17 protein-coding genes are annotated in these 15681 nt (G+C 42.8%); 10 read left to right on the plus strand and 7 right to left on the minus strand.

The genetic code is table 11. The features are described 5' to 3' along the window. Positions 1–6: 6 nt before the first annotated feature. A complete protein-coding gene (locus tag MHH31_RS02225) occupies positions 7–1641 on the minus strand; it encodes a copper resistance protein CopC (protein WP_342495222.1) in 1635 nt (544 codons plus the stop codon). Positions 1642–2148: 507 nt separating this feature from the next. Between MHH31_RS02225 and MHH31_RS02230 the strand changes: the two genes are divergently transcribed. From MHH31_RS02230 to MHH31_RS02245, 4 genes are all read left to right on the plus strand, one after another. Then, positions 2149–3591, plus strand: a complete 1443-nt coding sequence (locus MHH31_RS02230) for a PTS mannitol transporter subunit IICB (protein ID WP_041508263.1) — start codon at positions 2149–2151, stop codon at positions 3589–3591. A 95-nt stretch (positions 3592–3686) separates the two neighbouring features. After that, on the plus strand, positions 3687–4121 hold the full coding sequence (locus MHH31_RS02235) for a PTS sugar transporter subunit IIA (protein ID WP_019743148.1): 435 nt from the start codon (positions 3687–3689) through the stop codon (positions 4119–4121). A gap of 1 nt (position 4122) precedes the next feature. Beyond that, the gene (locus MHH31_RS02240; RefSeq protein ID WP_342495223.1) at positions 4123–5244 is read left to right on the plus strand and encodes a mannitol-1-phosphate 5-dehydrogenase; all 1122 of its coding nucleotides are present in this window, start codon (positions 4123–4125) and stop codon (positions 5242–5244) included. Between the two features lie 301 nt (positions 5245–5545). Continuing rightward, positions 5546–7294, plus strand: coding sequence for a methyl-accepting chemotaxis protein (locus tag MHH31_RS02245; protein WP_039166197.1), 1749 nt, complete (start codon positions 5546–5548; stop codon positions 7292–7294). 45 nt (positions 7295–7339) lie between these two features. Here the strand turns inward: MHH31_RS02245 and MHH31_RS02250 are convergent, their stop codons facing one another. From MHH31_RS02250 to MHH31_RS02260, 3 genes are read right to left on the minus strand one after another with little or no spacing between them, the layout of a single operon-like run. Further along, positions 7340–8206 carry an RnfABCDGE type electron transport complex subunit D gene (locus MHH31_RS02250; RefSeq protein ID WP_259254012.1) on the minus strand — a complete coding sequence of 289 codons (867 nt, stop codon included), beginning with the start codon at positions 8204–8206 and terminating at the stop codon, positions 7340–7342. Continuing rightward, the gene (locus MHH31_RS02255) at positions 8164–9141 is read right to left on the minus strand and encodes an FAD:protein FMN transferase (protein WP_259254011.1); all 978 of its coding nucleotides are present in this window, start codon (positions 9139–9141) and stop codon (positions 8164–8166) included. The genes MHH31_RS02250 and MHH31_RS02255 overlap by 43 nt, the downstream gene beginning before the upstream one ends. A 15-nt stretch (positions 9142–9156) precedes the next feature. Then, on the minus strand, positions 9157–9618 hold the full coding sequence (locus MHH31_RS02260; protein WP_096881014.1) for an FMN-binding protein: 462 nt from the start codon (positions 9616–9618) through the stop codon (positions 9157–9159). A 350-nt stretch (positions 9619–9968) separates the two neighbouring features. Here MHH31_RS02260 and MHH31_RS02265 point away from each other — a divergent pair, with 350 nt between their 5' ends. Continuing rightward, on the plus strand, positions 9969–10361 hold the full coding sequence (locus MHH31_RS02265) for a RidA family protein (protein WP_007498112.1): 393 nt from the start codon (positions 9969–9971) through the stop codon (positions 10359–10361). 43 nt (positions 10362–10404) lie between these two features. On the opposite strand, the gene MHH31_RS02270 is transcribed toward MHH31_RS02265, so the two are convergent. Genes MHH31_RS02270 through MHH31_RS02280 form a run of 3 tightly spaced genes read right to left on the minus strand, consistent with a single transcriptional unit; the run spans position 10405 to position 11375 of the window. Beyond that, on the minus strand, positions 10405–10647 hold the full coding sequence (locus tag MHH31_RS02270; protein ID WP_096881015.1) for a DUF2651 family protein: 243 nt from the start codon (positions 10645–10647) through the stop codon (positions 10405–10407). A 31-nt stretch (positions 10648–10678) separates the two neighbouring features. After that, positions 10679–10972, minus strand: coding sequence for a DUF5316 family protein (locus MHH31_RS02275; protein ID WP_017358499.1), 294 nt, complete (start codon positions 10970–10972; stop codon positions 10679–10681). Positions 10973–10997: 25 nt separating this feature from the next. Next, positions 10998–11375: a VOC family protein gene (locus tag MHH31_RS02280; protein WP_058336799.1), complete on the minus strand. Its 378-nt coding sequence runs from the start codon at positions 11373–11375 to the stop codon at positions 10998–11000. Between the two features lie 185 nt (positions 11376–11560). Here MHH31_RS02280 and MHH31_RS02285 point away from each other — a divergent pair, with 185 nt between their 5' ends. From MHH31_RS02285 to MHH31_RS02305, 5 genes are all read left to right on the plus strand, one after another. Next, positions 11561–11827 (plus strand): excalibur calcium-binding domain-containing protein, encoded by a 267-nt coding sequence (locus tag MHH31_RS02285; RefSeq protein WP_080673874.1) that lies wholly within the window; start codon positions 11561–11563, stop codon positions 11825–11827. A gap of 127 nt (positions 11828–11954) precedes the next feature. Continuing rightward, positions 11955–12710 (plus strand): Cof-type HAD-IIB family hydrolase, encoded by a 756-nt coding sequence (locus MHH31_RS02290; RefSeq protein ID WP_008347194.1) that lies wholly within the window; start codon positions 11955–11957, stop codon positions 12708–12710. Between the two features lie 173 nt (positions 12711–12883). Beyond that, on the plus strand, positions 12884–13642 hold the full coding sequence (locus MHH31_RS02295) for a 5-oxoprolinase subunit PxpA (protein ID WP_039166171.1): 759 nt from the start codon (positions 12884–12886) through the stop codon (positions 13640–13642). Positions 13643–13666: 24 nt separating this feature from the next. Then, positions 13667–14884 carry an NRAMP family divalent metal transporter gene (locus MHH31_RS02300; RefSeq protein ID WP_007498097.1) on the plus strand — a complete coding sequence of 406 codons (1218 nt, stop codon included), beginning with the start codon at positions 13667–13669 and terminating at the stop codon, positions 14882–14884. A 4-nt stretch (positions 14885–14888) separates the two neighbouring features. After that, the gene (locus tag MHH31_RS02305) at positions 14889–15680 is read left to right on the plus strand and encodes a putative hydro-lyase (protein WP_342495224.1); all 792 of its coding nucleotides are present in this window, start codon (positions 14889–14891) and stop codon (positions 15678–15680) included. The last annotated feature ends 1 nt before the right edge of the window (position 15681 follow it).

Below are 15681 nucleotides of genomic sequence, written 5' to 3' on the forward strand. Positions count from 1 at the left end.
CTCCTTTTAGTTTCTTCTAATGAATGTCGTATCGATGTTGTCAAAAGAACCAGTTAATGCATGAATCTCAATTTTCCAAGTGCCTTTTTCATTTAGTAAGAGGTTTTCAGCCGAGAAGTGTCCATTCTTTAATCGTTTCAGCTGAAATTCGTTTGGCGTTTCATCACCGAACAAGGAGACTTTGTGGATCTTAGCTGTCACAGATTGAATGTCTGTGATCGTTTGTCCATCCTTCTTCGTAAATGCCACCTCGAACGTGTTTTTACCAGGAGCATTCGGGGTAATGCTCAAAGACACAAGGTCACGATGCTCCACCTGATTGGCTCCAAAGAATGGCTCTGGTGCAGGCGGCGGAGGGCTTGGGATATTGGTGAATACGGCTGTTAATAGTAAAATAGCGATCCCAATGATCCACTCTGCTCGTAAAGATACGTTTCGTTTCTGCTTCTTTTCCCATCTCAGCATCAAATAATGGACGAGCCCAAGGAGACCCATGATGATAAATAAACCAAGTTTGATTAAGAAGGTGCGTCCATAAGCTGATTGGAAAAGGGCATCAAATGATTGCAGAATAAAAATCGCATTCACAAACCCAGAAAACACAATCAGTCCAACTGAGAGCAGTGCCCACGGATGAAAAGCTGTCAGGGTGCTGCGTATGAGTGGCTGATCTTCATTCGGCAGTTTCTTCATCAAAAGAAGGACAATGGCTGTTAAGCCGCCGACCCAAATAGATGCAGAAATGAGATGAATGAAATCAAGTGACGTTGTCAGTATTTTATTATCTGTAGCGGCTGGATGACCGATTTGTGCTTTCAGCCAAAGAAGCACGATGAAAATGAGCAGTGGAAACAGCCATACCCGGAAGGAAGTGAAGTTTCCTTTTTTCATCGCCACAATTGTCCAGATCGTCAGTAGAACAAATGACGCCATTAGCATAATCCACAGACTCCCGCCCGAAGTCGACGCAATGGTTTCTTGTAAAAGCGATGGTTGAAATGCCCCTAAAAAGGACACGTCTGCCGCTGATTTTGTTTGAATCGGCAGCTGAAACAAGAGTGCTCCGCCCATCATGATCAGTGAAACAGTCAAAAGTCGCTTCATTCGCCGGGCTAAAACGTCGGTTATGGGCGCTTTAAACCATAGAAGCCCAAATAAAATGGTTCCAAGAAATAAGCTAAATGACGTATACAGAAAGGCTTTGTCAATGGTTGAAGCCATATCGATGGATTCACTTGATTGTCCTTGATCTAATTGATCAAATCCTCCATCCGCTTTTCCGATACTAAACGGAATCATGCCAGACACAGAGTGCCCATCGGCTGATACCGCATTCCACTGAATGGTGTAAATGCCTTTAGGTAAATTCTTTTTTAAAGCTGCTTCCATGATCTTTTGCTCTTTGATGACCGTATCTCCTTGATCCACACGATCCCCTTTTGCATTAAACACCTTAATGGCATGAAATCCGCTTTCGATTCCTTCACTAAAGGTGATCGAGACTGCAGGAGGCTGCTGATCCAGCTCTTCATTTGCTACTGGATTTGAGCTCACCACATATGCATGAGCAAATGCTTCTTTTGGAATGAAAAATGAGAACATGAAGAGAAGCAGCAGAAGCCACTTACGATATTTCAACAATGTGAATAACCGCCTTTCTACCTATGAAAATGTCTCATGTATCAGAAAGAAAGCGGCAGTAAACTGTGAGTCACAGAAAAAACCGCTCTTTCTATTGTACCGCCCACTCTAAAAGGTAAACGAAACAAATAGCAAGATGGTTCACTTTTTCTGTGTCATGTCTGCGCAGACATTTCTTGTTTAAATAGGTTTGATCAATATAAGCCTATTCGATTTAAGAAGAGGAAACAAGAAGTGACGATTTGAAAGTTGTGAAATTCCAATGAATTTTGCGCCAAAACAACAGTAGATTCAACTTTTACCCCGCTATCATCTATGGTATGCCGAGAGGTGTCACATTATTTTTCAATTTTGTCACACACTAAGTGACAAAGTGACATTTAGTTTCAATTGAAGGGAAAGTGAAAGCGTTTTACGATAGGTATAAGGGCTTCACTGACTCTCGTTCTTATATCTTTTGACCTATAAAGCCCGAAATAAAGGGAGAGAAGAAAGGGGTTTTCACAGATGCAGGAAAAAAGCGGATTCCGCGTGAAAGTACAGCGCTTTGGAAGCTATTTAAGCGGCATGATTATGCCGAATATTGGTGCATTTATTGCATGGGGACTCATTACAGCTTTGTTCATTCCAAGTGGTTATCTTCCGAATGAGCAATTAGCTACACTCGTTGGACCGATGATTAACTACTTACTACCGCTCTTAATTGGTTACACAGGCGGTAAACTCGTCTATGACCATCGAGGCGGAGTGCTCGGTGCTACGGCTACGATTGGCGTCATTGTTGGCTCAGATATTCCAATGTTTTTAGGTGCCATGATCATGGGACCGCTTGGCGGTTATCTCATAAAGAAAATTGACCAGCTGTTCAAAGACCGAATCAAATCTGGCTTTGAAATGCTTGTGAATAACTTTACGGCAGGTATCCTCGGTGCCATTCTTGTTGTCATTGCATTCTATGCCATCGGCCCAGTGGTACTAGGTCTGAATAAAGCCCTTGCGGCAGGTGTAGATATCATTGTCAATGCTCATTTACTGCCACTAGCAAGTATCTTCATTGAACCTGCAAAAGTATTATTCTTAAACAACGCGATTAACCAAGGTATTTTAGGTCCGTTAGGGGTCGAGCAAGCAGCGAAGACAGGGCAATCTGTTTTGTTCTTGCTTGAAACAAACCCAGGGCCAGGCTTAGGGGTTCTTCTTGCGTATATGTTCTTTGGAAAAGGAAATGCGAAACAGTCTGCACCAGGTGCCATTGTCATTCAGTTCTTAGGAGGAATCCATGAAATTTACTTCCCGTACATCTTAATGAAACCAAAACTTATTTTGGCTGTCATCGCAGGGGGAGCAAGTGGTGTCCTGACGTTCACATTATTAAATGCAGGATTAAAAGCTGTGCCGTCACCAGGAAGTATTATTGCGCTTATGCTGATGTCTCCAAAAGGCGGTCACCTTGCCGTTTTAGCAGGTGTTGTCGTAGCAGCTATCGTATCGTTCCTTGTTGCATCTGTCATTTTGAAAGCGTCTAAAGAAGTTGACGAAGATTTAACAGCAGCAACAGAAAAGATGCAGGACATGAAAGGCAAGAAAAGTGCAGCAGCCGCTGCTCTTACGGCACAAAAAGAAGACGCTCAAGCAAACGAGCAAGCAGCATCTCCAAGTGATGTCAATCCAGATGACGTGAACAAAATCATCTTTGCCTGCGATGCAGGGATGGGTTCAAGTGCAATGGGTGCGTCCATTCTGAAAAACAAAGTGAAAAAGGCAGAGCTTGATATCGATGTGACAAACACATCTATCAGCAACATCCCAGACGATGCGGATGTGGTCTTTACTCATAAAGATTTAACAGACAGAGCAAAGGCAAAGCTGCCAGGCGCTGTGCATATCTCAGTGGATAATTTCTTAAACAGCCCGAAATATGATGAGCTGATTGAGAAATTGAAAAAATAACATGACGAAACGGGTTGAGTCCAATTTTTCCTAATTGAACTCCCCGTTTTGGTTGTTTTCCTGATTTTTATTCTAAAAAAGGTGTGTGATCATGTATGAAACAAGTACTTTCTAAAGACAATATTTTTCTAAACGAACAAGCAGGTTCTAAAGAAGAAGCCATCAAAAAAGCAGGCGAAGTCCTCGTAGCAAACGGCTATGTCACAAGTGATTATGTCGACAAAATGTTTGAAAGAGAAGAGATTTCTTCTACATTTATGGGGAACGGCATTGCAATCCCTCATGGAACAGAGGATGCGAAAGCGGCAGTCCTTCATTCAGGGATTTCGATTATCCAAATTCCAGATGGTGTTGAATATGGTGAAGGAAATGTGGCGAAAGTCGTCTTTGGGATCGCTGGGAAAAACAACGAGCATCTTGATATTCTGTCTCAAATTGCGATTGTCTGTTCAGAAGAAGAAAATGTAGAACGGATCATTCATGCAAAGGATCAGGATGAACTGATCGCCATCTTTAACGAGGTGAACTAATATGAAGGCACTTCATTTTGGAGCAGGGAATATCGGCAGAGGGTTTATCGGATCTTTGTTAAAGACATCAGGCTTTGAACTTGTCTTTACCGATGTGAATGAAGCGGTCATCAATGAGCTGAATGAAAGAGGAGAATACACGGTTGAACTGGCAGCACCAGGGCAGAAGCAAGAAATCGTCGGGCCCGTATCAGCGATCAATTCTTCGCAAAATCCAGCAGCATTAACAGAGGCCGTTGCCACAGCCAATTTGATTACAACAGCTGTTGGACCAGCCGTATTGAAGATCATCGCCTCATCGATTGCTGAAGGATTAAAACAAAAAAAGCCAGACCATATCATCAACATCGTGGCATGTGAAAATATGATTGGGGGAAGTGCTCATTTAAAAGAAGCGGTGTTCTCTCATTTAACAGTAGAGGAGCAAGCAGCGATATCACAAACCGTGGGTTTTCCAAACGCTGCGGTTGACCGCATTGTTCCGATTCAGCACCATGAGGACATTCTCAAAGTGTCGGTTGAACCATTTTTCGAGTGGGTCATTGATGAGACGGGCTTTATTGGAGATGTTCCGCAAATTGACGGAGCGACCTTTGTCCAAGATTTGACGCCGTATATTGAACGGAAGCTTTTCACCGTCAATACAGGACATGCACTAGCGGCTTATGTCGGGTATCAGCAAGGCGTAAAAACCATTAAAGAAGCTGTTGATACACCAGATATTCGTCAAGTTGTCGAAGGTGCCCTTCATGAAACGGGCAGTTATTTAATTGACGCGTATGGCTTCCAAAAAGAAGAACATGATGCGTACATTCAAAAAATCATCAAACGATTTGAAAATGCTTTTATCTCCGATGAAGTGACTCGTGTCGCACGCTCTCCTCTTAGAAAGCTGGGAGCAGATGACCGTTTAATCGGTCCAGCGAAAAAGATCAAGCAGCCAGTGTACTTAATCAAAGGGATCGCTGCTGCTTTGGCTTACGACTTTGCAGAAGACGAAGAAGCGGTTCGCTTGCAGGCATTAAGGAAAGAAAAAGGCATTGAAGGTGTGCTTCAAGAGGTATGTGGACTCAAACCTGAAGACGATCTCTATCAAGCCATCCTCAAAGAAACCGAGCGATAATCAAAAAATCCCTTTCTAACGTGAAAGGGATTTTCAGCGTATAGACAAACCCCCGCATTCGGTGTCAGTCCTGTGTGTCGGTGCTCACGAATCTCTCATTCGCTCCGCTCCGATACTCGTCCTTCCTAGACTGCAAAGGTTTTCTATCACGCTGAAAAGAAGACAAAGGGCTAAAATCAAGTTCATTTTAGCCCTTTGTCAACAATCTGAGATCCCTTTCTAACGTGAAAGGGATTTTTTCTATGACTTTTTTAATACTTTCCCCTGCATGACGATATATGTAGTAAGGGGGAATTAGAACATGAAAAAGAAAGCGTTTGCTTCAAGAAGTGTCTTTTTTCAATTGATGTCAGCCATTATCGTTATTACGATTTTAACAGGCGGACTTGTAGGAACAACGGGGTATTTTTTAGCGAAAAATGTCTTAATTGATGCAGGGAAAGCAGATTTAAAACACATCGTAAATGGAGCGATGGCCACTCTTGAACAATTGAACGACCGTGTGGAGAACAAAGAACTGACGCTTGAACAGGCGCAGGAACAAGCACGTATTTACTTGAGCGGGCCTAAAAATGACGACGGCAAAGGGTATCAATTTCAAAAATCAGATTTCATCTATAAAAATAAAGGCTACCTTGTCGCATATGGAGCCGATTATTCATCACAGGTTCATCCGGTTAACGACATCGGCGTCATCCCAGATAACACGACAAATCGTCAAAAAATGGTCGCTGGCGCTACAGCAAAAGGCGAGGATGCACACTATATCACCTATATGGATAAAGACGATGCCACGGGGGAAGAAAAGCAAAAACTCGCTTATATGAACCAGTTTACACCGTGGAATTGGAGTATAGGAATCGCCGTATTTCAGGATGAATTTTATAAAGAACTAGAGCAGATGAAGCTCTATATTATTCTCATTACAGCAGGTGTCGCTCTTTTAAGTATGGGTGTCTTTTATTTGGCAGCCCGAGGAAAAGTGAGACTGCTCAAGCAAGTTACGGCTGCTTCAAAAGAAATTGCGGCGGGCAATATTGAACGCACCAGCTTAAAAGAAACCTCGGATGAAATTGGGCAGTTGGCAAAAGGCTTTAATCATATGTCAGGAGAGCTTAGAGCACTTGTGAGCGGTTTGCAGGAAACGAGCAGCCAGCTCGTCGAATCTGCGACAGATCTATCCGCCATCTCTGAAGAAACATCCGCTAGCAGTGAAGAAATTGGCCGAGCGATTGGGGATATCTCAACTGGGACACTTCATCAAGCATCAGACCTTGAGGTAGCCAATCAACAAATGACTCAGTTCAATCAATCCATTGAAAACGTCAAAGAACAAAGCGACCAGATCAAACGAATTTCAGACCAGTCGAACCAATCTTCCGAGCAGGGTCAGCAAATTGTCCAGCAATTAAAACAATCAAATGAGCAATCCATTCAGGCATCTCAAGGTATTCGATCAGGGATTGAGCAGTTAAGTACAAAAGTACAAGATATTTCTCAAATCACAGATACCATTGAAAGCATTTCAAATGAAACGAACTTACTGGCCCTGAATGCGAGCATTGAAGCAGCTCGTGCAGGAGAGCATGGCAAAGGATTCTCGGTTGTGGCGAGTGAAGTGCGGAATTTAGCTGAACAGACAAAGCAATCAGCCGTTCAAATCCAGCAGATGATTCAAGGCATTAAAGAAGAAACGACGGCTACAGCTGGCATGATGTCCAAAACAATGGATCGTTTTGCCGAGCTTGATGAAGCGGTTCACGCAACAGAACAAGAATTCAATTCCATCTCTACATCGATTTCACAAACCATCGTTGAAACAAATGCGATGGCAAAAGAGCTGAACACATTACTGGAACAAAACGACCTCATCACAAAAGCGATGCATGGTGCAGCCCATATTTCTCAAGAAAATGCCGCAGCGATTGAAGAAATCACTGCATCTACAGACGAACAAGTCACCGCCATCTCCAATGTGGCGAAGGCAGCAGAAAGGCTCAATGAGCTAAGCATGCGATTGAATCAAGATATTGCACGTTATCGTTTATAAGGTATGGTCAAACGGACGTCGAGAAGTCGATGTCCGTTTTTTTATTTAGACAACTTTCGTCCTTATTGCCCGTCGCTTTTGATTTGTTTGGTACGTTCGATAGGCTTTCCAAGCATTGGCACATAAAAGCCCTGTGAGTAAGTAAGATAGGCTGTTAAATAAATAGAAGTCCACACACGAAACGACAGCACACAGGATACCAAAGATGATTTGATCACGATTCTTTGCTGGTGAAGTAGGTGGATCAGTCAACATAAAGAACGCAAGAAACAAGACAGCATTCAAGTAGGGCGTAATAAAAGCAGATGAAGCATCCGTTAAGCCAATGAATCCCAATATGAGGTGGATCAGGCCGTATGCTGCTAGAAAGGCGAAAACTTGCGGGAATTTTTGTACGCGGCTGGTCACCAAATAACCGCCGACCACCACAAGGAATAGGGTCCACCAAGGTAGAAGAGACATACCGCCCCACCAGCTTTGATTGGAAGAAAATAAAATGACTGAGAGCCATAAACCAAATGCGGCTGGATTCAAAATTGGTTTCTTTTGATAAGTGATGACATGCTTAGATAAAATGGCTGCTGCGGCTGTGAAAACAGAAACAGCAAAAGAAGTAGCTGGACTTAGAACAATGCCAATAATCAGCCCTGTGAGCAGAGCTCCATCAGGGAATGTGTGTTTATTGTTTTTCCAAATCACTCTTGAGATGAAAGAGTCAAGAATTAGTGCTGTCCCGATGCTGGTAGCAACTGTAGCGAGACCACTAAGAAAACCAGCGTGCAGACTCCCGGCGGATAAAAGGACCAAAAGAATGGCGATGACATACCGTTTCGGTGTCCGAATGTAGGCTTTTAGTGAGGGTGATGGTTTCAAAAATGTTTGGTTTGTGATAGGTGCTGGTTGTGATTCCATGAGTGAACCTCCTTCATCTCCGGTGTTACGATCATATCAGCGGTTTGATCTACCATCACGGCAGGTATTTCATGTTCGGCTAAAAATGAATAACCCTCTTCTCGACCTAATAAAAAAGCAGCTGTGGATAGACTATCGGCGAGCATACCGAGTGGTGCAATGACGGTACAGCTTAACAAACTTTGTTCAGACTGTTTCGTTTGAGGGTGTATCAAATGGTGCGTATGAGGATCATAACGACTGATCCGTTCATAGCTTCCAGATGTACAAATCGCACAATTAGTCGTTCGAATGACCGAGATGTTGGTCTGTTTGTGAATGGGATGCCGAATCCCAATTGTCCACTCTTCTTGTTGTTCGTTAAATCCAGATACCAACACATCCCCACCAGCATTCATCATAAAGCCTTCCCATGCTTCAAGCTCTTTTGCGGCAAGATCGCACGCAAATCCCTTTGCAATAGAACCAAAATCCAAAATCAGCGGTTTGTTCAAATAAATCGTCCGATTCGTCTCGTTTAACTGGACGTCACGATAATGAACGGCTGCATGTGGAACGTCATGTGATGAAAAAGTTTGTCCTGTCGTATATAAACGATCGAATCCTTTTTGTTCCATGATTTTTCCGATGGTTGGATCATACTTGCCATTTGTTAACTCGGCTAACTCTAGCGCATAGGCTGTTAAATCGAAAAGCATTTCACTGACTAATACCTCTTGCTTTGAACGATTGGCTAACTTCATGACTTCAGAATCAGAGCGGAAACGGCTAAAACGATGCTCGATATCGTAAAAAATGGAAAAGGCACGGTTGATGTCCTCTAAAACAGCCCGTCGATCTTTTTCATAGGCAACCACTTGAATATTGATAACAGTTCCCATAGCCAGCATGGATTTTTGAAAAGTAATGAGTTTTTGTTGTCCTAACCATTTCATCATGGTGTCTCCTCTCTATGCCTTTGCCTGCTCTAAAGCCTGAGCAACAGCTGTTTCAAAATCCTGTGTACTTAATGTTGCACCGCTCACCGTATCTACATCAGCACTTTGTCTGATGACCACTTCATTGGGTAATGAGGAAATGGAGCTTTGTCCGTATCTAGTGTTATCACTCGTAATCTCGACAGAAGTGATATTTCCTTGTTTGATGGTAACAGATACACTAATAGAGCCAATCTCATTTGATCCAGTACCAGAGAAAGTACCATCCTTGAGTTCAGTTTCTGAAGTGGTATCTTCTGTTTGAGTGGCGGTAGTATCTGATGTGAGAGATGTATGATTAGAAGCGTCTGTTTGTGTATTTGATTGTGCTGTCTGAACGGCTTGCGCATGATGGGTAGTTGCATAACCAGTGATGTATAAGCTGCTGATAGCTGCGGTGCAAAGACTAATCATTTTCTTATTTATTTTTGCCATGATGTATCCTACCTCCTATTACGATCTACTATATAGAAGAAATTTGAACAAACCATGAACAAGAAAAGAACGATTTTAGATAATAGGCAATAAGAATCAAGATATTGCACGTTATCGTTTATCATTTATTTTTGACTGTGGTTCATTTATCAGGTAGGATGAAATGAATCTAAACCTTGCTCACGCAATCAAAAAGGAGTGTTTCGTCCATGAAAAAGAAAATATTGATGTTCTTACCTTGTGGCTACGGATACTCCACTGCTGTTTTCTTTTAGGATAGACAAAAATTGGTGAAGTCTGTCTACAGGAAGAAAAACACGCAGAAAAATCATAGTGAGTGAGGGATTTACATGGAGAAAATCACGAGAAAAAATCCAGAAAGTATGCCGAAACCCGTTGGCAACTACAGTCATATCACAAGGGTGCCAAAGGGTGCGGGGTTATTTGTGACATCAGGTCAAGTAGGGACAGGAGCGGATGGACAGATCCCATCAAGCTTAAACGACCAAGTCACCAATACGTTTGAAAATATAAAGAGAATCCTTGCATCAGAAGGGTTGAATGAAGAACACGTCATCAAAGTCAATATTTGGGCAACAGAAGAAATTGATTGGGATCATCTATACCCACAGTGGGATGCAATCTTCAAAACGGCATATCCATCAATGACCGTTGCCTATGTGACTGCATTAGGGTGGCCAGAGCTGAAAATCGAAATAGAGCTATGGTGTGCCGATATTTAATCAAAAAAAGAACAGTGCAAACTGTTCTTTTTTTGATGAGTATTTATGAAACAGCTTGGAATCGCTTTGTAATGAATGCACCGAGAAATGCACAGACTGTGTAAATGATGACCCAAATGAGAAAAGATTCATTTCCACCAATAGAGGTGAACATCAGAATCACACTCGCAACCAGCACAATCAATGTAGGAAACCAAATGTTCTTTAAAAACAATGTGCCGAAAATACCAATCAGCACAGAGATCATAGGTAAACCAAATACAACGAATAAGACAAAAACAGCCATGTTAATTACTCCTTTGAACCAAATCAACTATTTACATAAAAACATACAACAGTGCTGCACCCATATGCGGAAGGGCAAAGATGATGAAAAGAAAAGCCGTATCAAGACGAAACATCCGGTGTTCTTTTGTTTCAGAGTGATAGGCCGCTCGTGCCTCTTCCCCGTTGGTCCATGCACCCATAAGAAATCCAGATGCAACGAACGCAATAATAGAGATTCCACCACTGACGAATCCAATCCATTCATGGTGCTGTAATATGAGCGCCGCACTGCAAATCAACAGCATGGAGCAAACACCAGCAAAAAAAGCATGTTTCTTTCTCATTATGCTTCACTCCTTCAGACAGCTATTAGGAGACCGCATCACATATTTCAATGAAATGTCCATCAGGATCAGACACATAACTGACCGTTTGTCCCCACGGCTTCTTGGCAGGTTCCTTGATGACAGGTACTCCTTTTTCCTTCAAGGATGCAATTGTTTCATTCACATCATCCACAACAAAGCCAATCTCAAACGTTTGTGACGAGCTAACTGCCTCTGGAACAGGCAGACCAAGTGACTCTTTCACATCTTGGCGTGAATTAATTGATAAGGTCACTTCTCCTGTATCAAACTCAACATAGGATTCAACTCTCAATTTAATCGGGAAACCGAGGATATGATGGTAGAACTGAATACTTGCTTCAACATCGTTTACATATAGAATGGTATATTTCATTTTCATGTGGAAAGCTCCTCTCTTCATATACGTGTCAAAACCGGAAAGGTTTCCCACTCATTTTACCACATAGGCAATAAGATTCATTTAATTCCAAAAAAAACAATATTCCTATCTCAATCGTCTTGAAAAACAAAATGTGGTGACATATGATAAAAATGTAAAATGAGAAAAAATAGGGGGGAACTTACATGTTGAAAAAAATCATGGTGGCTGTCATATCTTTCGGTCTTTTACTTAGCTTTACACAAGTTGACACTCACACAGCGGATGCAAAGACAGTCAAGTACAAAAACTGCAAAGCACTCAACAAAGTGTATAAAGGCGGCGTGGCAAAAAGCAAAAATACGAAAAACAAAGGTGGAAAAACGAAGTACAAGCCTTATGTATCAAAAGCACTCTACTTAAAAAATACACACCTTGACCGTGATAAAGACGGCATCGCATGTGAACGTTAAGAAGAAGAAAAAAGACCTGTCACAAGGTCTTTTTTCTTTGGGATCAAACTCGTCCCTTTGTGCCATCTTCATCTTTATATTAAAATAAAGATAGATTCAAAAAATGATACAAAGTGGGGTACTCAATTTGTCAACACAAGCTGATAAGAAAGACATCCGATTGATTGCCATTGATATGGATGGCACGCTGTTAAACAGTGAGCACGTCATTCCTGAGGAAAATAAACAAGCCATTAAAGAAGCAGAAGCCAAAGGGGTCCATGTGGTGATTAGCACAGGACGTACGCTGATGACATGCCGAGAGCTGGTCGAGCCGCTGAAACTCTCTTCTTATCTTGTCACAGCGAACGGAAGTGAAATTTGGGATTCAAACTTCCAGTTGATTGAACGGGAACTGCTGCATCCCGATCACGTTCAGATGATGTGGGATCTAAAAAACAGATACGAAACCGATTACTGGGCATCTACTGTGGATAAAGTGTGGAGAGGAGAATTCCCAGAACGCATTCATGACCACGAATGGTTGAAATTTGGTTTTGATATTCATGACGATGCTGTTCGTGAGGAAGTCCTCCATACATTGAAAACAAATGGACAGCTAGAAATCACGAATTCCAGTCCAACCAATATCGAAGTCAATGCAGCAGGCATTAACAAAGCGGCAGCTCTTGCAAAAGTAGCAGAACGCATTGGCTGCACAATGGACAACGTCATGTCACTTGGCGACAGTCTGAATGATATGGCGATGATTCAAGAAGCCGGATTAGGCATTGCAATGGGCAATGCACAAGAAGTTGTGAAAGAAGCGGCTGATTGGATTACGGCTCCTAATACAGAGCACGGGGTAGCAAAAGCCATCCAACATTGGGTGCTGTCTAAATAAACGAGTAGAAAAAGTGAGAGGACATGACCTCTCACTTTTTTTGTTTTCTCCTAGTTCTATTGTTATATTTTCTGACAATTTCATGTGCAGTCTATTCAAAGTTGGTATAATCAATATAAATTCGAATATTCGGACTTTCTATTCCGTAATTCGGAACGACAAGGAGGGGTCCTATGTATCAAGTGGATATTAACTGTGATTTGGGAGAAAGTTTTGGTCAATACACCATCGGTTCAGATGAACAAATTCTTGAATATGTTACCTCAGCCAATATTGCATGCGGTTTTCATGCGGGAGATCCAACTGTGATGAGAAAGACGGTTAAAATGGCACTGGATAAAGGGGTCCAAATTGGTGCACATCCAGGTCTGCAAGATTTAGTCGGTTTTGGCAGACGTCCAATCGCTATCTCAGCAGAGGAAGCCTATGATCTTGTGATCTATCAAATTGGTGCACTATCAGCCTTTCTGAAAGCAGAAGGCGGCATGATGCAGCACGTCAAACCACATGGTGCCCTTTACAACATGGCGGCTAAAAATACTGAATTATCTGAATCAATCGCAAAGGCTGTGTATGATATTGATCCTAACCTTGTGTTATTTGCGCTGTCAGGCAGTGAACTTGCGTCAGCAGGGGAAAGAATCGGTCTTCAAGTGGCACATGAAGTTTTTTCTGATCGCACGTATCAACCAGACGGGACACTGACATCCCGCCGTGAACCTCATGCACTTATTGAAGAGGATGAAAGGGCGGTTCAACAGGTCATCCGTATGGTAAGAGAGGGAAAAGTGCAGACAGTGCAAGGGGAAGATGTTCAGCTCAAAGCAGATACGGTATGCATCCACGGGGATGGCAGTCACGCGCTTCAATTTGCAAAAACCATTACAGCGAAGCTAAAAGAAGCCACTATTCAACTCAAGGCCTTTCGATAAATCGTCATCAAAGGGGGAAACAGCATGAAAAGAGAGAAAGCCAAACAGATGAAAGCTCCAAAAGGGAACCGTTCTATGCTGATGGGCGCAGCCTTTTTAATGGCAACGTCAGCCATTGGACCGGGATTTTTAACACAAACAACGGTGTTCACACAGCAGCTCGCAGCTAGCTTTGGGTTTGTCATCTTGATTTCTATTTTACTAGACATTTTTGCGCAAACAAATGTATGGCGTATCATTGCCGTCTCGGAAAAAAGAGGACAGGACATTGCCAATATGGTTCTGCCGGGGCTCGGATATGTGTTAGCCTGTTTGATTGTCATTGGGGGTCTTGCCTTTAATATTGGAAATATCGCTGGTGCGGGTCTCGGTTTTCAGGTCATATTCGGCGTCGATCCCCGCATAGGGGCTGGGGTCAGTGCAGTCATTGCCATTCTCATTTTTGTCATCAAAGAGGCAGGAAAAGCGATGGACCGATTCACACAAATCGCTGGTTTTGTCATGATTGGTCTGATGCTGTATGTGGCTATTTCCACAGCACCGCCAGTTGGAGAAGCGGTTATGAGAACTTTCGTGCCAGAGAAAATTGACATGTTATCAATTGTCACACTGGTCGGCGGGACAGTTGGTGGCTATATCGTTTTTGCTGGTGGTCATCGTCTGCTGGATGCTGGCATTAAGGGGAAGGAAGCATTGCCGCAAGTGACGAAAAGTTCCATTTTCGGTATTTTGATCACATCCGTGATGCGTGTGGCTTTATTTTTAGCCGTTCTAGGAGTTGTCTCAAAAGGCTTACAGATTGATCCGTCGAACCCGCCTGCGTCTGTTTTTCAATTAGCATCTGGAAATGTTGGATATAAAATGTTCGGGATTATTATGTGGGCTGCTGCCATTACCTCAGTCATTGGAGCAGCATACACCTCCGTTTCCTTCTTTAAAACCTTCTCACCAAAAATCGAGAAAAATCAACGAGGCATTATCGTTGGATTCATTGCGCTCTCGACCATTTGTTTTATAACGATTGGAAGACCTGTGAACATATTGATTTTGGTTGGGGCCATCAATGCATTGATCTTGCCGCTTGCACTCGGAACATTGCTGATTGCTGCCTATAAAAAAGAAATTGTCGGTGATTATCGCCATCCATTCTTTTTGACCGCAACAGGTGCGTTTGTTGTTGTCATCATGGCAATCATGGGCGGATATACCATCATGAATGAAATTCCAAAACTATGGAGCTGATCACATGAAAGCATATCAAACCTATAAGCCGTCACAAATAAGGGAATTGATTCGTAAGCAGAAGATCACAGGACCAACGGCTGGCTTTGCTGAGGGATTTGCTCAAGCCAACTTAATGATCGTCAAAAAAGAGCTGGCCTTCGATTTTCTTTTATTTTGTCAGCGGAATCCGGCTTCGTGTCCTGTGCTTGATGTGCTCGACCCAGGTGATCCAGTGCCAAGGCGTTCAGCACCTGATGCCGATATTCGAACGGATTTCCCTAAATACCGTGTTTACAAAAAAGGGGTTCTTCAAGAAGAGGTAACAGATATTTCTTCCTATTGGGAGGATGATATGGTCGCCTTTCTCATCGGATGCAGTTTTACGTTTGAGCATGCACTCATGCTGAATGACATTCCTGTCCGCCATATTGAAGATGGACATAATGTCCCAATGTATCAAACGAACATTCCCTGTGAAAGGGCAGGTGTATTCCATGGTCCGATGGTTGTCAGCATGAGGCCGATCCCAGCGCATCAAGTCACAAGAAGTGTTCAGGTGACGTCTAGATTCCCATCGGTACATGGCGGTCCTATCCATATAGGTGATCCAGCTGTGATTGGCATTGAACATGTAGATCAACCAGACTTTGGAGAACCATCTGTGATCAAAGAAGGGGAAGTTCCGGTGTTTTGGGCATGTGGTGTGACGCCGCAAGCCATCGTCATGCACACTAAGCCAGACATTGCGATCACCCATGCACCCGGTCATATGTTTATAACAGATGTAAGAGATCAAAAGCTCGGTGTCCTGTAGA

This window comes from Bacillus sp. FSL K6-1033, from assembly GCF_038630765.1.
GTDB lineage: Bacteria > Bacillota > Bacilli > Bacillales > Bacillaceae > Bacillus > Bacillus altitudinis.